Origin of the sequence: Moorella mulderi DSM 14980 (assembly GCF_001594015.1) — a bacterium.
Lineage (GTDB): Bacteria > Bacillota > DSM-521 > Neomoorellales > Neomoorellaceae > Neomoorella > Neomoorella mulderi.
The window spans coordinates 187,852-208,787 of record NZ_LTBC01000001.1 but is presented as its reverse complement, the minus strand read 5'-3'; the positions used below and the strand labels follow the sequence as shown (position 1 = coordinate 208,787).

Sequence of the window (20,936 nt, the reverse complement as noted above, 5' to 3'; positions counted from 1 at the left end):
CTGGGAAATCTCTAAATTATTACAGAACGGCTGCCTCAAAAAATATTATCTCCAGTTCTATTATTATGCCAGGGAAAACTTTTGGTTGTAACGGCGCTTTTCCCGTACGGGTATATAAAACAGGAGCCTGGTTCCAGCTTACCCGGCGCAGGAGTACCGGTTCTTTTTCCCTTTCGGCATCGGCAAAATAGGTCAGGCTTTTCAGCACGTGATACAAGTTAAAGTTGGTCCCTGCAAACTTGCGCTTGTAGAATTCCAAGCACTGGCGCAGGTCGGCAATTTCCCGGGCAATAAAATACAGGTCATAAAAGTCCTTTCTACTGCCCCGCGAGGCGATGGCTTCTATTTTCATAGGGGCAATATCTTCAGGGGATGCCACCGGGCAACCCCTGAACGTAGCAATGGGAAAGAGAAGGGGATACCGGTAATACAGAAAACTAACTTTAGTTCCCCGGAAAATCCCGTGCAAGGTGCCCCACCTTTCCCCCAATAACTGAAAGTCGTCCAACTCATCGAGCCTTTGTTTAAGCATTAAAGTATCTACAGGAGATGGCGAAAAGAAATCCAGGTCTTCCGAAAGGCGATGTCCTAGGTGTAAGGCCAGGGCCGTGCCACCGGCCAGGTAAAAATTTTGCAGTAAACCGGTAGAGCTTAATAATTCCAGTGCCTCCTGTCCCTGCGGTGGGAGGGCGGACGTAAACACCTGAGGTCATCCTCCTGCAAATGGTAGTAACAGCGCCAGAAGTTGCCGGTTTTAGCGGACAATCTAGGGCTCGTCTTGATTACTTCCAGGAGCTCTTCATCCCTGTACTGTCTCATAACCCACCGGATGGCTCTAGTATCCCCATATTCCAGCAATCGCTCGAGGATAAAATATGACTCATTCCAACTATCCAGGCTGTCAAAGGATACGTCCCAAAAATACTTTTTTAAAAAAGCCGGTAACCTCAACGGATATCTCCTGCCCTTTTACCAGCTTCAGGAAAATCTTTTTCGGTCACTCTTTCAACTTTTTCACCACGATAATTATACCATTTTTTACGGGGATGTGAAAGTTTACCAGTGACTTTTCCTTACTTGAGTTCTCCCGTTTATTTCAAAATGTTCTTGCTCTCAGCCTGAAAATAAGCTACATTATACATTATAATAGTGTTTTAAAGTGTTTTAGGGTGAGGAGCGGGGGATAATGGAACGCAAGAAAAAAGTATTGTTAGCCCTGGCCAGGCTCTGCCGGGAAAAGGCGCCGGCAGGTCAACTGGAAATTGGCTTTACGGCGCAAGAAGTGGCCCGGGAGGCAGGCATAATCCGTAGCAATGCCAGCGGCGACCTTAATTACCTGGTCAAGGAAGGGCTGGTGGTTAAATTTCCCGGCCGGCCGGTAAGGTTTGTCACCAGGCAATACTGGGAAGAGAGTAAGGCCAGGAATGGCAGGGAAGATACCGGAAGGATGGCAGTCCAGGAAATCGAAATGAATCCTTTTACCAGTCTATTGGGCTGGAATTCAAGCCTCAAGGTAGCCGTGGAGCAGGCCCGGGCCGCCCTCCTTTACCCGCCCCACGGCCTGCATACCCTCCTTATCGGCCCTACCGGCAGCGGTAAAACCCTTTTTGCCCGGACTATGTTCAGGTACGCCCAAACTTTGGGGCGAGTTACCGGCCAGGCCCAGCTGGTCTCTTTCAACTGCGCCGATTATGCCCACAATCCCCAGCTGCTCATGAGCCAGCTCTTCGGCCATGTTAAAGGCGCCTTCACCGGGGCCGCCCAGGAAAAGCCCGGCCTGGTAGATGCCGCCCACAAGAGTATCCTCTTCCTGGATGAGATCCACCGCCTGCCCCCGGAAGGCCAGGAAATGCTCTTTTATTTAATGGATAACGGCCAGTACCGGCGTTTAGGAGAAACCGGGAGCTACCGTTCCTGCACCACCCTGGTTATCGGCGCCACCACCGCCGACCCCCATTCTTCCTTACTGGCTACCTTTTACCGGCGTTTTCCGGTAGTGATCAACATCCCGGCCCTGGCCGAGCGCCCCCTGGCCGAAAGGTTATTGCTTCTAAAGCAACTATTGGCGGGCGAAAGCCGGCAAATTGGCCGGCCTTTAAAGGTTACTGCTGATGCCATCCGCGCCCTGCTCCTCTATGATTGTCCGGGAAATATTGGCCAGCTATTTAACGATATCCGTTTAACCTGTGCCCGTGCCTTCCTGGATGCCACCAGCAAGGGGACCAGGGAAGTAGTTATTACAGCGGCCAGCCTGCCGCCCCATGTTCAGCCACGCTCTGCTGCTGGAGATAACTACCTCCAGGAACTGGCCGGGCTGGTCCTGGAAGAGGAATGGTATATTGAACCTGATGAAGCCGGGGTTACCGCGGCTTGCCAGGTACCAGACCTTTATACTTTACTGGAGAAAGAAAGGGAAGCTAACGGGGTTGAGGGTATAAACAATGAAGTTCAATGGAAGCGGTCCCGGCAGGCCCTAGAAGAATATTATCACCGCTACCTGAAAGAGACGGTCCAGGATTGGAAAAATGCCAGGTTACGGCTGGCGCGCCTGGTTGGCCAGGATATCATCGCCCTGGCCCAGGAGGCCGTTAAAATAGCCAGGGAAGACTTGCCGGGGCAGGTCGACACCAGTACTTTCCTGGCCCTGGCCCTGCATCTCAACGCCTGCCGGCAGCGGTTAAAGGCCGGCCAGGAAATTGTCAACCCCTACCTGGAGGAAATTCAAAAGGAATACCCCCGGGAGATAGAAGTCGCCCGGAAAGTCATGGCTTTGATTGAAAAGAAATTAAACCTTGCCCTCCCGCCGGATGAAGCGGGATTTCTGGCCATGTTGTTCCGGGCAGGCAGGCAGGGAAAAGAACCGGCAGGGGAACCGGTGGGCGTCGTCGTCATGGCCCACGGCAGCCGCACGGCTACCAGCATGGCGGAAGTAGCCAATAAACTGGTAGGTACCAATGCGGCCCTGGCCCTGGATATACCCCTGGAGGGCGAACCGCAGCAGTGGCTGATTGAAGCCACCAGGGTGGTCCGCCAGGCTGATAGAGGAAGGGGTGTACTCCTGCTGGTAGATATGGAGCCTTTAATTTCTTGGGGTGAAATAATTGCCAAACGGACGGGTCTTAAAATTCACGTTCTGGATAATGTCACGACGGCGATGGTTATCGAGGCTGTGCGTAAAGCCAGCAGGTTTCCCCTGCATGAACTGGTAGCAGAAATAGGAAAGTATCATTACCTGGAAGAATATTGGCCCCTGGAAGGGCAGGGGAATAAAATCATCGTAGCCACCTGCCTGACAGGGGAAGGGGCGGCCCGCCGGATCAAGGCCATGATCCGGGAATGGCTGGGGGATAGGGAGGAGATAAATATTGTTACGGTTAATATGAACGGCCAGGTAACCGGCAGCGGTATGGGATGGCAGGCTTTGAAAGGAAAAGGGAAACTGGTAGCCGTGATCGGTAGCGTTGACCTGAAAATCCCGGATGTACCCTTTATTTCCCTGGAGGAATGGCTGCTGGGGCAGGGCCGCTGGCGTTTGCAGGAACTATTGCAGTTACCAGCTAGAGAGCAGGATATTACACCTCAGGAATTGGAGGCGGTCCTGGCCCAGTACCTGCGTTTTTTGGAGCCTGGCAAGATGCTAGATCTTTGTTCACAAATCACCCGGCAACTCAGCCAGAGCCTTGGGCGCCGGCTGTTGCCGCACCATAAAATTAACCTGATCGTCCATTTGAGTTGCCTGGTAGAAAGGCTGCAGGCCGGCGAACAGGGCAGTTTCTGGCCGGGGGAAGAGGAGATAAAAAGACGCTACCCGCGGGAATGGCTGGCAGTAGCCGAAGCCATGGCCGGCCTGGAAAAAAATTTTAATATAACTATCCCTACCGGTGAGATAGCCTTTGTGGTTCAATTTCTCCAGGAAACTTAAGCCGGGCGGGGACGATGGGGCCGGGGCTTTTAACCCCGGCTGATTATTTTTGCCACCGGCCTTTAGTGTTTTCTTGTGTTTTAAACACTAATCTCCGGCCCGGATGCCCTAAAGGCTGGCATGAAACTTGCAATGTTAAGGAATTGTTACGTTGATTAAAATTTCTTTACGGAGGTGAGAGAAAGGAGAAAAGGACTGCTCGAGATACAAGGGAAAGGAGGTGTTGAGAAGGCTTGAGTGCGGTAGTTTTATTCCGGATCGATGAACGCTTGATTCATGGCCAGGTGGTTACGGCCTGGGTAGGTCATGTTAAAGCCAAAAGTATTATGGTTGTCGATGATGCCAGTGCTCGTAACCCTGTGCTGACTAAAGTTTTAAAAATGGCGGCGCCGCCGGGAATACCGGTAAGTGTCTATGATGTAGAAGCAGCCAGCCAGGCTTTAGCCCGGAGTGATGAGACCAGCCGGGTCATGCTCATTGTCAAGACGCCGGAGGTAGCCCGGAGGCTTATTGCCAGGGTGGATAACAATAACGTGTTTCCTCCGGAGATTAATATGGGCAATGCCGGCAAGACGCCGGAGAGGACGAAAATTACTCCTAACGTTTACCTGGATGCCAGCGGCCTGGCGGCGCTAAAAGAAATTAAAGCTACAGGTTATGAAGTGTATTTTCAGACTGTTCCGGGCGATACTCGTTTTACGTGGGAAAAGGTAGTAAAGGTATGAGGGAGGGTTAAAGATGGAATTATGGCAGGCGGCAGCTATTGCCTTTGCCGGCTACCTGGGATGGATTGCCACCCCCTGGCTGGGAGGTCAGCCTATAGGCTGGTATGTTTTTGGGCGTCCCCTGATTGCCGGTACCATAGTTGGATTAATTTTAGGGGACCTGCCTACCGGTATGATGATTGGTGCTACTATTAATGCCTTGTATATTGGTGCTGTTACTCCCGGCGGGGCAATGGCGGCTGATCTGAATTTTGCCGGCTATGTCGGCACGGCTTTAGCAATGTTAACTAAAGTGTCACCGGAGGTTGCCGTTACCCTGGCCGTACCCCTGGGACTGGTAGGCACCTTTACCTGGCAGCTCTTTGCCACGGTGGGGGTATTTTTTGCCCATGCTGCCGACCGGTATGCTGAAAAGGCTAATATTCCCGGCCTTACTTTTATGCTAATGGGTGCCCCCCAGATTTTAGCTTTTATTCTGCGCTTTGTACCGGCCTTCCTGGTTATCTACTTCGGAGCACCAATTGCCAATAACCTGGTAGCCTTCATCCCGGCCTGGCTGACTAAAGCCTTAACCGTTATCGGTGGTATGCTCCCTGCCCTGGGTATGGCCGTCCTGCTCAAAATGTTAAATAAAGACAACCGGTATATGGCCTTTTTCCTCCTGGGTTTCCTGGCCGTGGCTGCTTTGAAACTACCTATTTTACCTGTATCGGTGGCAGGGGTTGCGCTGGCCCTGATTAACTTGATTTATACCAGCGAAACCAGCCAGAAGGAGGCATAAAAATGCAGGAACAACCGGCCAAAGCGGTACCTGAAATAACGAAGAAGGACCTCCGGGCAGTTACTTTACGATGGCTTTTCTTCAATACTTCGGCCTTTAACTGGGAACGCATGCAGCATATTGCCTTTGCGTGGAGCCTGCTGCCGGTTCTAAAAAAGCTTTATCCAGGTAGAGAGGAACTTGGTGCGGCGCTGAAAAGGCACATGGTTTTCTTCAATACCGAGATGACCATCGGCAGTCCTATTATTGGCGCCATAGCAGCCATCGAACGCCAGAAGGCTGCCGGAGAGGAAATAGCCGATGAAACCATTAATGCTATTAAAAGTGGTCTTATGGGACCTTTTGCAGCTATCGGGGATTCCCTCTGGGCCAGCGCTGTAAATGCCATTCTGTTAAGTTTTGCCATGAGCATGGCCTTGCAGGGCAATATCTTGGGACCTGTAATCTATGCCATCGCCTGGATTGCCCTGACCTGGTATATGATGTCTACCGGAATCAATTTAGGTTATCGCCTGGGAGTAGATGTGTTAGATTCGGAATTTTTGACTCCCCAGACTATTGAGCGGGTGACCCGGAGCCTTAATATTTTAGGCCTCGTTGTAGTAGGAGCTTTAAGTGCTACCTTTGTTTCCCTTTCCACTCCTATCCAGTGGACTTTACAGCAAAAGGCGACTACCCTGCAATCCATCTTAGACGGCATGATGCCCAAGTTTTTACCCCTTTTGTGGGTAGGCCTGGTGTGGTACCTGCATCAATTCCGCAACTGGTCGATTATGAAGTTACTTGGCTTTACCATCGTGGTAGGTTTCGTTGGTTCTTTACTGAAAATCTTTTAACTTATCTTACCTGGGGCTTGGAGGCAAACTCCAGGCCCCACCAACCCGACTTCAACTGGGAGGATTATATTTTGGTTGGCATATTATTATTGACTCATGGGAAACTCGGCGAGGCTGTACTGGATGTAGTAACAATGCTTTTAGGTCCCCAGGAACAGGTCCGGGCCCTGGCCTTAAATCCAGGCGACCAGATTGATGCCTTTCGGGAAAAGGCCCGGGAACTGGCTACGGCGCTGGATCAAGGTGACGGGGTTTTACTTCTGGTGGATGTCGCCGGGGGTAGCCCGGCTAATATAGCCCTGGAGATGGTTACTTCGAGCAACAGGGCCGTGGTAACCGGTGTTAACCTGCCGATGTTGCTGGAATTATTTATCCATCGCAAAGGGGCAACATTGGCGAGTTTAGTTGACCGGGTTCAGGACTGGGGCCGCGAAGGGATCTCTACCATGAAGCCGGAAGATATGGGGAGTGCAGCTGTATGAACAGCAGGGAAAGGGTTATTAAAGCCTTAAAACACGAAGAACCCGACCGGGTACCTCTGGCTTTGGGCGGTAGCGCTTACAATATCCATGATCAAGCTTACCGTAGGCTCCTTGAATATCTAGATTTACCCAGTGACTGGCCGCCGTTTCGCCAGGATGGGTTTAAGACAGGTAACTACCTGGACGAAAGGGTACAGGCCGCCCTGGGGATAGATTTTCGTTATGTTTATCAACCAACACCTGATCTGGTACGCCTGAATGGTACTAGAGCCGTGAACGGCTGGGGGCTTACTTTAGAAAAGGTAAACGGGTTTTCCCATGCCCAGCCGACCCTGGCCGGAGCTACAATTAAAGATATTGAAAACTATCCCTGGCCTGATCCCCGCGATTACCGGCCTGCTCCCGGGACCGGGAAACGGGCGCGGGCCTACCAGGAGGCCGGACTGGCGGTAGTGGCCCGTTCGGTTTGTTCTTATGGCTTCCTCGAGCAAGCAGGGCAATTACGCGGCACCGAACAGTTCATGGTTGACATGTTGCTGGATGAAGCCCTGGCCCGGTGCCTGGTTGATCACATCGGCAATACGATTTATAGTTTAATGGAAGTATACCTGGATGAAGTAGGGGGATATATTGATATCCTGGAACTGCCTGGTGACGATTACGGCTCCCAGGCCGGCCCGATTATTTCCCCGGACCTGTTTAAAAAATACTTCCAGCCCTGGTACAGGAAGCTGGTGGATTTAGTAAAAAGCAAGTCGCCCGGTACTTATGTCCTGGCCCATAGCGACGGTTTTATTACTCCTTTCATACCCGGTTATATTGAAGCCGGCATTGAAGTGCTGCACCCCTTACAACCGGGTGTAGGCATGGACCTGGCGGCCGTTAAACAGGAATTTGGCAAGGATATTGCTTTTATAGGCGGTATTGACATCCAGCAGGCCCTGCCTGCCGGCCCGGAGGCGGCAGTAGAAGAAGTTAAAAAACGCTTGCAGGAGCTGGCTCCCGGCGGCGGCTATATCCTGGCACCCGCCAACCATATCGGGCCGGACGTAGCCCCGGAAAGCATTATGGCTATGTACCGGGCGGCAGCAGAACTGGGGAAATATTAAAAACCGTGAACAGGGAGATGACTTTATGCCAGAGGCAAGGGTTATCCTTAAGAACCCTTCCGGCTTACACGCCAGACCGGCAGCAGTATTCGTCCAGGCGGCGAATGGCTTTACAGCAGACATTATCTTGCAGCGTGACGGTAAAGAGGCAAACGGTAAAAGCATCCTAGCGGTTATGGGACTGGGAGCCAAATGTGGTACCGAACTGGTTATCCGCGCCGAAGGGGAAGATGCCGACCAGGCTCTGGTTACCCTGGTGGAACTGGTGCAGGCAGGCCTGGGCGAAGCAAGCTAGCGGGGTAACTGCTTAATGCTTAAAAGGAGATGGCTGTATGCTGAAAGGAATTGCCGCTGCGCCGGGAATAGGTATTGGGCCGGTGTACCTGCTAGAACTAAAACCCGGGCAAGAAGAAAGCCACAATAACCAGTTCTTAAATGGTTCGGAGGAAGTCAAGGCCGAGCTGGCGCGGCTGGAGGAAGCCATTGGCCGGGCCAAAAGAGACCTGGAAGAGCTGGCGAACAGAACAAGGCAAGAAATCGGTGAGGCAGAGGCCGGCATTTTCAACGCCCACATCCTGATGCTTACCGATCCCACTTTTATTGCCAGCGTAAAGGAAAAAATTAAGGTTGAGAAAAAAAAGGCCGCCCGGGCGGTAGAGGAAATAGCCGAAGCCATAGCCAGCAGCTTTGCCGTCCTGGACGACGACCTGTTCCGGGAAAGGGCTGCGGACATCAGGGATGTGGCCGCCAGGCTTCTGGACAATCTTGCGGTGGGGTCACGCCGGGCCCTGGAGCTGAAAGCAGGTTCAATCGTCGTAGCCAGGGAACTTACTCCTTCCCTCACGGCTAATTTTTCCCGGAATACTGTAGCCGGGATTGCCACAGAGATAGGAGGACCTACCAGTCATACGGCAATTATGGCCCGGGCCCTGGGGATACCTGCCGTCCTGGGTGTTCAGGGGCTAATGAACCAGGCCAGAGACGGTGAACTGGCCATTATCGACGGTAGTGCCGGGGTGGTTTACTTAAACCCCGGCAGCGAGCTATTAGAGGAATATAAAAAGAAAAAGGCGGTACTGGAAGCAGGCCGGCGCGATAGCAAATATGCCGGGCCGGCCAGGACGAGGGATGGCCGGCACATTGAAGTGGCGGCCAATATCAGGAACGCTGCGGAAGTAAAAATGGCCCTGGAGCATGGTGCCGGGGGCGTGGGATTATTTCGTACCGAATTTCTCTTTATGAACCGGGAGGAACCGCCTGGAGAAGAAGAACAATTGCAAGCATACAAAGAGGTAGTGGCCGCCTTTCAGGGGAAACCAGTCGTGGTCCGCACCCTGGATGTTGGCGGCGATAAGCCCTTGCCCTATCTTAACCCCGGCCACGAAGAAAATCCCTTCCTGGGCTTAAGGGGGTTGCGGCTTTGTCTGGCCCGGCAAGAACTTTTCAAGACCCAGTTGAAGGCCCTCCTCCGGGCTGCCAGTTATGGCAACCTGAAGATTATGTTCCCCATGGTGACCACCCTGGAGGAGATACGACAGGCTAAAAAGATAATGGCAGAAGCCCGGATGGAACTGGAGGCCAACGGGTTAACTGTTAGCCACGTAGAAACAGGCATTATGATCGAGGTTCCGGCAGCCGCCCTGATGGCGGACGTCCTGGCCCGGGAAGTAGACTTTTTTAGCATTGGCACCAACGACCTGGCCCAGTATACCTTGGCGGTAGACCGGGGTAATGAAAGGGTGGCCGGGATGTACGATGCCTGTCACCCTGCCGTGCTGCGGTTGATAGATGTCACCGTTAAGGCGGCCCACCGTTACGGCAAATGGGTGGGTTTGTGCGGCGAACTGGGCAGCGAGGTTGATGCCGCCCCCCTGCTGGTTGGCCTGGGACTGGATGAAATAAGCATGAGCCCTGTTTTTATACCACCAATGAAAGAGGCTGTAAATAAGATTGCTTACCACGAGGCCAGGGAACTGGTGCGGAGGCTGCTCGAACTACCAGGTCCCGGGGAGGTACGGGTAGCATTAAGCAAATAATATCTTCGCACCCAGGACAGGGTGCATTTTTTCTTGCCTGGCTTTAGCTGCCATGATAAGATTTTATGGGAGGGGTAACAGTGGAGGAACAAAAAGTCCTTTTGATGCTGGAAAATATCCAGGCGATGGTTAAAGCCAACCTGGAAGGACAAAAGGCTTTTGAAGAGGCCTTTGAAAGGCGCTTGTCAGCGCTGGAGAAAGGTGTTGATTGTCTTAATGAAAAAATGCAATGGGCCGCTAATGCCGTCAGGGATTTGAGACAGGAAGTGGGCGCAGTTCAGGGTGAAATAGTATCGCTCAAGGCAGATGTAGCCGAGTTAAAGGCGGAGATGGCAGCCGTAAAAGCAGATGTAGCCGAGTTGAAAACGGAGATGGCGGTGGTAAAAGCAGATGTAGCTGAGCTTAAGGTGGAAATGGCGTCGGTAAAAGAAGAGATAGCAAACCTGCGTGCCGAAAATACAACTCAACATCAAAAAATGGAGAGGCGTTTAAATGTTTTAGCAGGAGAATTTGGTCGCCAGCATATTGAAATTGAGATGCTAAAAGCCAATGCAGGATGGTAATCAAGGATGGTGCTCATCGATAGACCGGAAGCAGCGAATTATCCCTTGTCAGAGATTATGAACAGGGTTATTTTGGGTAATGCCCTGGAGGTGCTGAAGAAAATACCGGCAGAGGCGGTGGATACAGTCTTTCTGGATCCTCCATATTTTCTCCAGCTGCCTAAAAAGGAGCTAAGAAGATGGACGGTAAACACGGTCGTTGAAGGTGTTGATGATGACTGGGATAAGTTTGGGTCTTTCGAAGAATATGATGAATTCATCTGCCGGATTCTTACTGAAGTAAAGAGGGTAATGAAGCCCCAGGCTACCATTTGGGTAATTGCTACTTACCATAGTATTTTCCGGATCGGTAAGATTATGCAGGACATGGGGTACTGGATCCTCAACGATGTTATCTGGGCCAAGACCAACCCTATGCCGAACTGGCTGGGAGTAAGATTTACCAATGCCACGGAGACGCTAATCTGGGCAGTCAAAGACAGGAGGGCCAAAAAATATACCTTTAATAAAGAACTGGCTAGAGAATTTGGGATAGGTAAAGTTGCTGCCAATATCTGGGTTCTACCAATATGTAACGGACCGGAGAGATTGAAAGATGGGAATGGGAAGAAATTACATTCAACCCAAAAACCAATTGAACTGCTGCGGAGAATCATCCTTACTTCGACCAGGGAAGGTGACGTCGTCCTGGACCCCATGGCCGGGGTGGGGACCACGGGATACGTAGCTAAGGCCCTCAACCGGAATTTCATTATGATCGAGATTAACCCCAAATACATCGAAGGTATAATGAGGAGGTTCCAGCAACCTTTGCAATTAACTTTGCCATCTGCGTAAAATCGTAAGAAACTTTACTGGCCCGGCAGGATTCTGGCCTTTGTTGTGGAATATGTAAAGGCATTAAACTTCACGGCAGGACGGGGGGAAGGCAGGATGAAGTTTTTTATTTTGGGCTTATATTTTGCAGTACTTATCGTTATCGGTTTTTACAGCTTGAAGAAATCGCGGGATGTCGGCGGTTTTTTCCTGGGTAACCGGACCGTGGGCCCCTGGATATCGGCCTTTGCCTACGGGACGACCTACTTCTCCGCCGTTATTTTTATTGGCTACGCCGGCAAGGTGGGCTGGGGTTTCGGCCTTTCGGATTTATGGATCGTTATCGGCAACGCTTTTATCGGTTGTTTCCTGGCCTGGAAGGTGCTGGCGCGGCCGACCCGGGAAATGACGGTGCGCCTGAATGCTATGACCATGCCCGAGTTCCTGGCAGCGCGTTATGACAGCCCGGCTCTGCGAACGGTAGGGGCGCTGTTAATCTTTATTTTCCTGGTTCCCTATTCCGCCTCAGTATATATGGGTTTGAGCTACCTCTTTGAACAGGTCTTCCAGATTGACTTTGCCACCGCCCTTATCATTATGGCCGCCCTGACGGCCGTCTACCTTGTCCTGGGTGGTTATATCGCCGTCACCCTGACGGATTTCATCCAGGGCTTGATTATGATCGGCGGCGTCTTTATTCTAATTTATTATGTTATTACCGCGCCACCAATAGGCGGCCTGGTCACCGGCATCAGCCGCCTGGCAGCCATAAATCCCCGGCTGGTTTCCCCGGTGGGACCTAACTGGTTTGCCCTTTTATCCCTGGTGATTCTCACCAGCCTGGGACCCTGGGGCCTGCCCCAGATGGTGCAGAAGTTCTATGCCATTAAGGATGAGCGTTCTATCTGGCCGGCCACGGTGGTCTCGACCCTGTTTGCCCTGATTATCGCCACCGGTGCCTATTTCACGGGTGCCTTTGGCCGCCTCTTTTTCAACAACCAGATGCCTCTCTTGAACGGCCAGCCCAACCCGGACCTGATTATGCCCCAGATTATCAACCAGTACCTTCCGTCCTGGGTAGGTTTGCTCCTGCTCTTGCTGGTGCTGGCGGCTTCCATGTCCACCCTGGCTTCCCTGGTGCTGGTCTCCAGTTCGGCAGTGGCCATTGACCTGGTCCAGGGGTCAGTGCCTCACGTTTCACGGCGAACGGTCATGGCTTTACTGCGTTTCTTATGCGCCTTCTTTATCGGACTGTCAGTGTACATAGCCTTAAAGCCCACCATTATCCTAGTCCTCATGTCCCTGTCCTGGGGTACGGTAGCCGGGGCCTTCCTGGCACCCTACCTGTACGGTTTGTACTGGCCCCGCACCACCAAAGCCGGGGCCTGGGCGGGACTTTTGAGCGGGCTTATTATTTCCCTGGGGTTAGCTTTCTACTACCACCTTGACGGCAGCGTTATCCCCACCATTGGCTCCCTGGCCATGATTATTCCCCTGGGAGTGGTACCCCTGGTGAGCCTTGTGACCCCGGCCTTTTCCCGGGAGCATTTAGCCAGGGTTTTTGGCCCCGGCAGGGTGAGTACGGCAACAACTAAAGGATTGGTGACTGATGATCTGGGATTTGGCAAATGAGTGTCGTTCCCGGGCGGATATCGAGGCTTTGCAGCTGGCCCGGCTCCAGGAAACGGTAGCCAGGGTCTACGAGCGGGTGCCTTTTTACCGCCAGGCTATGGATGCCAAAGGTATCCGGCCATCGGATATCCGTACCCTGGCGGATGTCCGCCTGCTGCCCATGACCACCAAGGAAGATTTTCGCCAGAATTACCCGTATGGCCTCTTTGCCGTGCCCCTGAAGGAAGTGGTCCGCCTCCATGCTTCTTCCGGTACTACCGGGAAGCCCATTGTCGTGGGCTATACCCGCCGCGACCTGGAAACCTGGACGGACCTAGTGGCACGGATGGTGACTCTCGCCGGCGTCACTGCTGACGATGTCGTCCAGGTAGTCTTCGGCTACGGCCTTTTCACCGGCGGTTTTGGCCTGCACTACGGCCTGGAACGGGTAGGAGCCACGGTGGTACCGGCTTCAGCCGGCAACTCCAAACGGCATATTATGTTAATGCGGGACTTTGGCACCACCGTCCTGGTGGGGACGCCGTCTTACGTCCTGCACCTGGCCGAGGTGGCGGAAGAAGAAGGTGTGGACCCGCGCGAATTGCCCGTGCGCCTGGGCCTGTTTGGCGGCGAGGCCTCCAGCCGGGAGATGCTCCGGGAAATCGAGCGGCGCTGGGGAATGCTGGCCACGGATAATTACGGCCTGTCGGAAGTCATGGGCCCGGGCGTCTCCGGCGAGTGCGAGTACCAGGACGGCCAGCACGTGGCCGAAGACCACTTCCTGGTGGAGGTCCTTGACCCGGTTACCGGGGAACCCTGCCCGCCGGGGGTCAAGGGCGAGGTGGTTATTACTACCCTGACCAAGGAAGCACTGCCGGTGCTGCGTTACCGCACCCGGGACATTTCCTCTTTAAATTTTGAACCCTGCCGCTGCGGCCGTACCACGGCGCGCCTGGCCAAAATTACCGGCCGGACTGATGATATGCTCATTATCCGGGGGGTCAACGTTTTTCCCTCCCAGGTGGAGAGCGTCCTCATGGAAATCGAGGGGGTAGCCCCCTACTACCAGCTTATCGTCAGCCGGCGCAACTACCTGGATGAACTGGAAATCCAGGTGGAAGTAGACCCGGAGTTTTTCAGCGACCGCTACCGCCAGCTGGAGGCACTGGAAGAAAAGGTGGTCGACCGCCTGCATACAGTGCTGCAACTCAAAGCCCGGGTGCGCCTGGTGGAGCCCCACAGCATTCCCCGGAGCGAGGGCAAGGCACGGCGGGTGGTAGACCTGCGGCCGAAGTAAGCTAATGGTTCCTTATCGCCACCTCGTTAATTAAGGCGTCAATTTGAGTATTTTCACATGCCTTATTGACGCCTATATTATTAATATGTATTATGATGTTGAATAGATTCCACATAAAGTTAGGGGTGGCGACTCCATGCGTACTATCCAGATTACAATTGATGAACCTATGTTAGTAGAGGTAGACCGGGTTACGCAGCAGCTTGGTATAACACGGTCGGCGTTTATTCGCCACGCCCTGCAACTCGCCCTTAAACAGCAAAAAATCTCATTGTTGGAACGCAAGCACCGCGAAGGGTATGCTAAAAAACCTGTTGAAGCAGGTGAATTTGATATCTGGGAAGCTGAACAGGAGTGGGAGAACCTGTGAATCGTGGGGAGGTAAGGTGGTATTCATTTAAGCCGCCGGATAAAAGGCGGCCTGTTTTAATTTTAACCCGCAATTCAGCCATTTCTTTTCTTAACGATGTAACCATTGCACCTGTAACGTCAAATATCCGGGATATACCTCACACTTTCAGCTGATAAAATGGCTGAAGCTGGTGTAGCTATATGCTTCGCCCTGGGTATCGAAATATAAAGTGAATGAAAGCCCTGGCCCGGATTACAACGGGCCTGAAGTGTGGGAGAGGTGAAAGTGTGCGGGAACTGTTGATTGGTAACCATGCCCTGGCCCGGGGCGCCTGGGAAGCAGGCGTCCGGGTAGCCGCCGCCTACCCGGGGACGCCGAGCACGGAAATAATCGAAGCCCTGGCCGGGTACCCGGAAGTATACGCTGAATGGGCGCCCAACGAGAAGGTGGCCCTGGAGGTAGCCATCGGCGCGGCTATTGGCGGTGCCAGATCCCTGGCAGCCATGAAACACGTGGGCGTCAATGTGGCCGCCGATCCCCTGATGACCCTGGCCTACACCGGCGTCAATGCCGGCCTGGTCCTGGTGTCGGCCGACGACCCGGGTCTTTTTAGCTCCCAGAACGAACAGGACAACCGCTTTTACGCCCGTATGGCCCAGATACCCTGCCTGGAGCCTGCCGACAGCCAGGAAGTTAAGGATATGGCCATGCTGGCTTTTAGTTTAAGCGAGGAATTTGATACCCCGGTAATCTTGCGCCTGACCACGCGCATTGCCCATTCCTACAGCCTGGTGGAACTGGGCGAGCGGCGGGAAGTGCCGCTGAAGGATTATGTTAAACAGCCCGCTAAATACGTCATGCTGCCGGCCTTTGGCAAGGTTCGCCACCGGGTGGTGGAAGAAAGGCGTCTCAAACTGGCGGCCTATGCGGAAACTACACCCCTGAACCGGGTGGAATGGGCTGACCGGCGCGTAGGTGTTATTAGTAGCGGTGTTGCCTACCAGTACGTTAAGGAAGCCCTGCCAGGGGTTTCGGTGCTGAAGCTGGGGTTAACCTATCCCCTGCCGGAGAAATTGATCCGCGATTTTGTCAATGCTGTTGACACCTGTTATGTAGTGGAAGAGCTGGAACCCTTCCTTGAAGATCAAATCCGCGCTTTGGGCCTGGCCGTAACTGGAAAGGAACTGGTACCACGGGTAGATGAACTGAGCAGCGTTATTGTCGCCCGCACTGTAGGATCCCGGGTAGCAGCTTTCGCTCCGGAACTCGTTTCGCCGGCACTGGCCCCGGCAGCAAGAGCCCCGGAAGCGGCGGCGACGGCAGCTGCAGAACTTCCCGGCCGCCCGCCCCTCATGTGCCCCGGCTGTCCCCACCGCGGCGTCTTTTACGTCCTGAAAAAGCTCCAGCTGGTAGTGGCCGGAGATATCGGCTGCTATACCCTGGGGGCCACCCCGCCCCTGCAGGCTATGGATACCTGTATCTGCATGGGGGCCAGCCTGGGTGTGGCCATGGGCATGGAGAAGGCCCGGGGCCCGGAGTTTGCCCGCCGGGTGGTGGGTGTTATCGGTGATTCCACCTTCCTGCACTCAGGCATGACCGGCCTCCTGGACATGGTTTATAACGGCAGCAACGGTACCTTGATTATTTTAGACAATGGCACCACGGCCATGACGGGGCACCAGGATCACCCCGGTACCGGTTATACCGCCGCCCACCGGCATGCTCCCAAGGCCGATCTGGAGCAAATCGCCCGGGCCCTGGGGGTGCAGCGGGTGCAGGTGGTCGATAGCTACGACCTGGAGGCGGTGGAAAGGGCTATCCGTGAAGAAACGGCGGCAGCCGGACCTTCGGTAATTATCGCCCGCCGTCCCTGCGCCCTTTTGCATAAGGAGAAAGAAGCAGTCTATTTAGTAGATAAGGAAAACTGCCTGGGCTGCCGTTACTGCCTGGAACTGGGCTGTCCGGCCCTATCCTTCAACGGAGAGCAGGCCGTCATTGACCCAATCCAGTGCAACGGCTGTGGCCTCTGCATCCAGGTTTGCCCGGCGGAGGCTATCAGGAAAGCAGGTGAAGGTAATGAATAATGGCGTTGTTAATGTCCTGCTGGTCGGCGTCGGCGGCCAGGGGACGATCCTTGCCGGCCGCGTCCTGTCCCGGGCGGCCGCCTCCCTGGGAGGCGAGGTCAAGGTTTCCGACATCCACGGCATGGCCCAGAGGGGCGGCAGCGTAGTGACCCAGGTCCGTTTCGGCCCCAGGGTATATTCTCCCGTGATGGCTCCCGGTACGGCTGACTTCCTGGTGGCCTTTGAAAAGCTGGAGGCCCGGCGCTGGCTCTATTACCTGAAGGACGGGGGGCAGCTCATCGTGAATAATCAAGAACTCCCGCCGCTACCTGTTCTTACCGGGGCGGCGGTTTACCCGGATAACCTGGTAGCTGAGATGGAAAAGCTGGTTAAAAATATGCTGGTCATCGACGCCCTGGATCTGGCCCGCCGGGCTGGAAACGTCAAGGCCGTCAATATGGTCCTCATGGGAGCCCTGGCCAGGCGCCTGCCTATCAGCCGGGAGGCCTGGGAAGAAGCCCTGGCCGCCTCGGTGCCGGATCGGTTTTTGGAGGTTAATAAAAAGGCATTTAATCTTGGGTGGGAGCAGAACGGGTAACAAAAAGGTCATATCTTCCAGGCTATTCCTGGGGATATGACCTTTAGTTTTAGATGCAGGAGGCACTCTTGCCCCGGATAAGCCGGCAAGGTATAATGCTTGCAAGAGTATTTCCTGGCATTTCCACCTGGCGGACTGCCAGCAGTCTATGAGGGGCTTTTTCGTTACCGGCGGGTGAGAAAAAATCGATTGTTAGCGGGAGGTTTATATAATTATGCAGATGCTCGACTTAATCCGCCGCAAGCGGGAAGGCCAGGCCCTGACACCGGCAGAAATTGAGGCCATGATTCAGGGTTATACGGCCGGTACGATTCCCGACTACCAGATGGCGGCCTTTCTTATGGCTGTCTACTTCCGCGGCCTGGACCGGAAAGAGACGGCGGCCCTGACCCGGGCCATGGTAGCCTCGGGGGAGAGAATTGACTGGAGTTCCATCCCCGGTGTCAAGGTCGACAAGCACAGCACCGGCGGCGTAGCCGATACCACTACGCTGGTCCTGGCACCCCTAGTAGCGGCCGCCGGGGTACCGGTGGTCAAGATGTCCGGCCGCGGCCTGGGCCACACCGGCGGCACCATTGACAAGCTGGAGTCCATTCCCGGTTTCCGGGTGCAGCTATCCAGGGAGGATATGGTCCGGCAGGTGAAGGAAATCGGGCTGGCCATCACCGCCCAGACGGGCAAACTGGCCCCTGCTGACGGCAAGCTCTATGCCCTGCGGGATGTTACGGCCACGGTGGAAAGCATCCCCCTCATCGCCAGCAGCGTTATGAGCAAAAAAATCGCCGCCGGCGCTGAGGCCATCGTCCTGGATGTCAAGGTCGGCAGCGGCGCCTTTATGCCTGATCTGGAATCAGCCCGGAAGCTGGCCCGGATCATGGTGGACCTGGGCCGGGAGATGGGCCGGCGGGTGGTAGCAGTGATTACTAATATGGACGAGCCCCTGGGGATGATGGTGGGCAATGCCCTGGAGGTCCGGGAAGCCCTCAACGTCCTGAGGGGCGGCGGGCCCCGGGAACTGCGGGAGGTCTGCCTCACCCTGGGCAGCCAGATGCTTTTGCTTGCCGGTGCGGCCGGGAGCAACAAAGAAGGCCGCCGGCTCCTGGAAAATTTGCTGGCCGGAGGCCAGGGGTTGAAAAAATTCCAGCAGTTTATCGCCGCCCAGGGAGGCGACCCGGAGGTGGTAGACAATCCGCAACTCCTGCCGCAAGCCGGGGAACAGGTGACGGTAGCTGCCCCGGCCGGCGGTTACATCAGCGCCGTCCAGGCCCGTCTGGTGGGCGAGGCGGCCCTGCTCCTGGGCGCCGGCCGGTTGACCAAAGAAAGCCCTATTGACCTGGCGGTTGGTATTGAACTCAAAAAACGCCGGGGTGAATACATCCATGCTGGCGAACCCCTGGCCGTCTTCCATGTTAATGACCGGACCAACCTGGAGGCGGCCCGGGAAAGATTCCTGGCGGCCTATACCCTGGCACCAGAACCGCCGGCCCCCCAGCCGCTGGTGTATGAGATAATTAAGTGAGGGCTCTGTGGTAATTTTATGCAGGTTATGCCGGTAGCGGCACAGTGCGTTCCCTCGCACAGGTGGCTTATCAGGCCCTTGCTGGGAACCCTGATTCTGGCCAGGGACAGGATAACGGGGCTCAAATTCTAAAGAATAGTTGTCAGCAAGGAATACAGGCCGGTGGCAATGACGAGCAAAGGTACGCTGTAATGAAAATGTTTTTGTGAAACCCGGGGAAAAAGGAATAACCCCAGGTTGCTACCCAGGAAAGCAAAGGGTAGAAGTAGAGCAGCGTTTAAAATAATTTTTGTGTTGACACCCCTGGAAAGGGCCATAAGGGTAAGACTGACGGCATACAGCAGGGTAAAATAGGCGGAGGCTGTAGCACGGAATTTGTCCTTACTTAAATCCTGATGATTTAAGAACAATATCACCGGTGGCCCGGCGATACCAATGCTGGTACTTAAAAAGCCGGAAAGGCTGCCAACCAGGTGTTCTACCCAGCGACCTGCCAGCTTATCTATTTTTATGGTCTTTAGTTTCAGCAAAACCAGAGCAAAAACTATAGTTAAGATGCTGATTAATATTTTCAGGCTTTTAACGTCAAAGTGTAAAAAAACATATAAACCGGCAGGTATACCTAAAAGGCTACCTTGAAAAAGGTTAATAAGTAAAGAGCGAACTATCCCCTGCCGTACCCGGAGACTTAAAACCAGCTGGGTACAAAAAGAAACTAGCAGATTTAAAACCACTGCCGTATGGGCATCGAAAACAACCATTAGTAAAGGGACGGCAATTAAGGCAAAGCCAAAACCTGTAATTCCCTGTAGTACGGCGGCCAGCAAAACAGCCAGGGGAGCAGGCAGCCAGATTAAAAAGCCAGGCAAGCTTATCACCCCCTTCTAAATCTAAATCAAAAAGGGAAAAACAGGATTACGGCGAATTATTTTCTTTATAACGCCTTTATAAAGTGAGGTGTACCCTGTGGACAGCCAGCTCCTCACATTTGTAACCGTTGTCGAGAAGAAAAGTTTCTCCCTGGCTGCCCGGGAACTCCATCTAACCCAACCAGCGGTTACGACGCAAATCCATAATTTAGAGAAACATTATGGTGTCAAACTTCTCGATCGTGATAATAAATATGTAAGACCTACGCCCGCGGGGCAGAAGCTGTATGAATATGCGCGCCAAATTATTGCCCTTTACAACTATGCCCATGCTGAACTTAAAGAGTTAGGAGGTATTATGCATGGCCGTCTAAGTGTAGGGGCAACCTACACTATCGCCGAAAACATTTTACCACAGGTTATAGGGTTCTTTAAGACGGAATATCCAGAAGTCGAAATTGCTATTTGCCTGGGTAACAGAGAAGAGATCTTTCGTGCACTTTCAGAAGGGCGTTGTGATGTTATCCTGGTAGCAGGAGACTGCTATAACAAGAAAGTGATTTGCGAAAATTGGCTGAAAGATAATCTGGTACTGATTGTTAACAGCGATCATCCGTGGGCTGAACGCGGGAGTATTGTTCCCCTTGAACTTTATGAAGAAAGATTTATCCTCAGGGAGGTTGGTTCTAGTTCCCGGCAGCTTTGGGAAAACGCTTTAAGGGAGAAGGGTTTTGAGCCAGCTAAATTAAATGTTTTCCTGGAATTAAATAGCCATGAGGCCATCAAAAAATGGGTAGAGCTTAATTTCGGTGTGGCTGTGCTTTCCGAATGGGTTGTAATCAAGGAGGTGCGGTTAAAAACCCTTGTTAAAGTTAACATTGAAGGTTTATCCCTCTGTCGCAATATCAATCTTATTTATCCCAAACACCGCCTGCACCCTGTAGCAGAAGAATTTCTCAGGTTCTGCCGTTTAAATAAAAATCGTTTTCTTAATATGCTGGATGAATCTGGTGTGGTAAATACTCCTGCGGTTAACAAATAATTCATATAATATTTTATGAAAGGAGTCATGCTGGGTGACGACTATTATTGAGATGTGCCCTAAGGGTAACCAGGAGTTCTACATTGTACTGGTGGGAGAGGAATTTGGCTATTAAAACCAATTATAAAAGACTTTTATAAGATGATAATTTTTATTGATTTGCCTGATAAATTGGCAACCGGTAAAATATAAAATTGAAAGGGGTTTTCATCGTATTTAAGGAATGTTACCCCATGAACTTTTATCAAGGGAAAAGGTGGTGGTTAAAGCCCAAGTCTGCTAAAAAAGTGTAAATAACTATCACTAAAACGGGGG

The 20,936-nt window shown here is 53.1% G+C and carries 21 protein-coding genes; 18 read left to right on the top strand and 3 right to left on the bottom strand.

Features of this window, described 5'->3' with window-relative positions:
• Positions 1–19 precede the first annotated feature (19 nt).
• Positions 20–703, bottom strand: coding sequence for a nucleotidyl transferase AbiEii/AbiGii toxin family protein (locus tag MOMUL_RS01005; RefSeq protein WP_062280407.1), 684 nt, complete (start codon positions 701–703; stop codon positions 20–22).
• Entirely contained in the window at positions 652–951 is a 300-nt protein-coding gene (locus tag MOMUL_RS17750) for a DUF6922 domain-containing protein (RefSeq protein WP_407937680.1), read from the bottom strand. Before MOMUL_RS17750 ends, MOMUL_RS01005 begins: the two co-directional genes overlap by 52 nt.
• Positions 952–1,186: 235 nt before the next feature.
• Here MOMUL_RS17750 and MOMUL_RS00995 point away from each other — a divergent pair, with 235 nt between their 5' ends.
• From MOMUL_RS00995 to MOMUL_RS00920, 17 genes are all read left to right on the top strand, one after another.
• Complete coding sequence (locus MOMUL_RS00995; RefSeq protein WP_062280402.1) at positions 1,187–3,922, top strand: sigma-54-dependent transcriptional regulator; 2,736 nt, start codon at positions 1,187–1,189, stop codon at positions 3,920–3,922.
• A 233-nt stretch (positions 3,923–4,155) separates the two neighbouring features.
• Complete coding sequence (locus MOMUL_RS00990) at positions 4,156–4,647, top strand: PTS sugar transporter subunit IIB (RefSeq protein WP_062280400.1); 492 nt, start codon at positions 4,156–4,158, stop codon at positions 4,645–4,647.
• 13 nt (positions 4,648–4,660) lie between these two features.
• Positions 4,661–5,428, top strand: a complete 768-nt coding sequence (locus tag MOMUL_RS00985; RefSeq protein ID WP_062280397.1) for a PTS mannose/fructose/sorbose/N-acetylgalactosamine transporter subunit IIC — start codon at positions 4,661–4,663, stop codon at positions 5,426–5,428.
• Between the two features lie 2 nt (positions 5,429–5,430).
• Positions 5,431–6,264 (top strand): PTS system mannose/fructose/sorbose family transporter subunit IID, encoded by an 834-nt coding sequence (locus tag MOMUL_RS00980; protein ID WP_062280394.1) that lies wholly within the window; start codon positions 5,431–5,433, stop codon positions 6,262–6,264.
• A 71-nt stretch (positions 6,265–6,335) separates the two neighbouring features.
• On the top strand, positions 6,336–6,746 hold the full coding sequence (locus MOMUL_RS00975; RefSeq protein ID WP_062280391.1) for a PTS sugar transporter subunit IIA: 411 nt from the start codon (positions 6,336–6,338) through the stop codon (positions 6,744–6,746).
• Complete coding sequence (locus MOMUL_RS00970; protein ID WP_062280385.1) at positions 6,743–7,855, top strand: uroporphyrinogen decarboxylase family protein; 1,113 nt, start codon at positions 6,743–6,745, stop codon at positions 7,853–7,855. Before MOMUL_RS00975 ends, MOMUL_RS00970 begins: the two co-directional genes overlap by 4 nt.
• A 25-nt stretch (positions 7,856–7,880) precedes the next feature.
• The gene (locus tag MOMUL_RS00965; protein ID WP_062280382.1) at positions 7,881–8,150 is read left to right on the top strand and encodes an HPr family phosphocarrier protein; all 270 of its coding nucleotides are present in this window, start codon (positions 7,881–7,883) and stop codon (positions 8,148–8,150) included.
• Between the two features lie 37 nt (positions 8,151–8,187).
• On the top strand, positions 8,188–9,891 hold the full coding sequence (ptsP, locus tag MOMUL_RS00960) for a phosphoenolpyruvate--protein phosphotransferase (protein ID WP_062280379.1): 1,704 nt from the start codon (positions 8,188–8,190) through the stop codon (positions 9,889–9,891).
• 80 nt (positions 9,892–9,971) lie between these two features.
• Positions 9,972–10,454, top strand: coding sequence for a hypothetical protein (locus MOMUL_RS00955; RefSeq protein WP_062280376.1), 483 nt, complete (start codon positions 9,972–9,974; stop codon positions 10,452–10,454).
• A 57-nt stretch (positions 10,455–10,511) separates the two neighbouring features.
• Entirely contained in the window at positions 10,512–11,291 is a 780-nt protein-coding gene (locus MOMUL_RS00950; RefSeq protein ID WP_201786440.1) for a DNA-methyltransferase, read from the top strand.
• 96 nt (positions 11,292–11,387) lie between these two features.
• A complete protein-coding gene (locus MOMUL_RS00945) occupies positions 11,388–12,902 on the top strand; it encodes a sodium:solute symporter family transporter (RefSeq protein WP_062280371.1) in 1,515 nt (504 codons plus the stop codon).
• Entirely contained in the window at positions 12,880–14,178 is a 1,299-nt protein-coding gene (locus tag MOMUL_RS00940) for a phenylacetate--CoA ligase family protein (RefSeq protein ID WP_062280369.1), read from the top strand. The genes MOMUL_RS00945 and MOMUL_RS00940 overlap by 23 nt, the downstream gene beginning before the upstream one ends.
• A 136-nt stretch (positions 14,179–14,314) precedes the next feature.
• A complete protein-coding gene (locus tag MOMUL_RS00935; RefSeq protein WP_062280366.1) occupies positions 14,315–14,548 on the top strand; it encodes a ribbon-helix-helix domain-containing protein in 234 nt (77 codons plus the stop codon).
• Positions 14,533–14,703: a type II toxin-antitoxin system PemK/MazF family toxin gene (locus tag MOMUL_RS17745; protein ID WP_407937679.1), complete on the top strand. Its 171-nt coding sequence runs from the start codon at positions 14,533–14,535 to the stop codon at positions 14,701–14,703. Before MOMUL_RS00935 ends, MOMUL_RS17745 begins: the two co-directional genes overlap by 16 nt.
• A gap of 114 nt (positions 14,704–14,817) precedes the next feature.
• Positions 14,818–16,614: an indolepyruvate ferredoxin oxidoreductase subunit alpha gene (gene iorA, locus MOMUL_RS00930; protein ID WP_062280364.1), complete on the top strand. Its 1,797-nt coding sequence runs from the start codon at positions 14,818–14,820 to the stop codon at positions 16,612–16,614.
• Complete coding sequence (locus MOMUL_RS00925; RefSeq protein ID WP_062280361.1) at positions 16,607–17,191, top strand: indolepyruvate oxidoreductase subunit beta; 585 nt, start codon at positions 16,607–16,609, stop codon at positions 17,189–17,191. Before iorA ends, MOMUL_RS00925 begins: the two co-directional genes overlap by 8 nt.
• A gap of 214 nt (positions 17,192–17,405) precedes the next feature.
• Complete coding sequence (locus MOMUL_RS00920; protein WP_062280358.1) at positions 17,406–18,710, top strand: pyrimidine-nucleoside phosphorylase; 1,305 nt, start codon at positions 17,406–17,408, stop codon at positions 18,708–18,710.
• Between the two features lie 128 nt (positions 18,711–18,838).
• On the opposite strand, the gene MOMUL_RS00915 is transcribed toward MOMUL_RS00920, so the two are convergent.
• Entirely contained in the window at positions 18,839–19,579 is a 741-nt protein-coding gene (locus tag MOMUL_RS00915; protein ID WP_062280355.1) for a sulfite exporter TauE/SafE family protein, read from the bottom strand.
• A gap of 97 nt (positions 19,580–19,676) precedes the next feature.
• Between MOMUL_RS00915 and MOMUL_RS00910 the strand changes: the two genes are divergently transcribed.
• Positions 19,677–20,621, top strand: a complete 945-nt coding sequence (locus MOMUL_RS00910; RefSeq protein WP_062280352.1) for a LysR family transcriptional regulator — start codon at positions 19,677–19,679, stop codon at positions 20,619–20,621.
• The last annotated feature ends 315 nt before the right edge of the window (positions 20,622–20,936 follow it).

Coding starts and splice junctions, on each gene's coding strand:
- MOMUL_RS00995 (WP_062280402.1), top strand. CDS start 1,187: ATGGAACGCAAGAAAAAAGTATTGTTAGCCCTGGCCAGGCTCTGCCGG.
- MOMUL_RS00985 (WP_062280397.1), top strand. CDS start 4,661: ATGGAATTATGGCAGGCGGCAGCTATTGCCTTTGCCGGCTACCTGGGA.
- MOMUL_RS00980 (WP_062280394.1), top strand. CDS start 5,431: ATGCAGGAACAACCGGCCAAAGCGGTACCTGAAATAACGAAGAAGGAC.
- MOMUL_RS00970 (WP_062280385.1), top strand. CDS start 6,743: ATGAACAGCAGGGAAAGGGTTATTAAAGCCTTAAAACACGAAGAACCC.
- MOMUL_RS00965 (WP_062280382.1), top strand. CDS start 7,881: ATGCCAGAGGCAAGGGTTATCCTTAAGAACCCTTCCGGCTTACACGCC.
- ptsP (WP_062280379.1), top strand. CDS start 8,188: ATGCTGAAAGGAATTGCCGCTGCGCCGGGAATAGGTATTGGGCCGGTG.
- MOMUL_RS00950 (WP_201786440.1), top strand. CDS start 10,512: ATGAACAGGGTTATTTTGGGTAATGCCCTGGAGGTGCTGAAGAAAATA.
- MOMUL_RS00945 (WP_062280371.1), top strand. CDS start 11,388: ATGAAGTTTTTTATTTTGGGCTTATATTTTGCAGTACTTATCGTTATC.
- MOMUL_RS00940 (WP_062280369.1), top strand. CDS start 12,880: ATGATCTGGGATTTGGCAAATGAGTGTCGTTCCCGGGCGGATATCGAG.
- MOMUL_RS00935 (WP_062280366.1), top strand. CDS start 14,315: ATGCGTACTATCCAGATTACAATTGATGAACCTATGTTAGTAGAGGTA.
- MOMUL_RS00925 (WP_062280361.1), top strand. CDS start 16,607: ATGAATAATGGCGTTGTTAATGTCCTGCTGGTCGGCGTCGGCGGCCAG.
- MOMUL_RS00920 (WP_062280358.1), top strand. CDS start 17,406: ATGCAGATGCTCGACTTAATCCGCCGCAAGCGGGAAGGCCAGGCCCTG.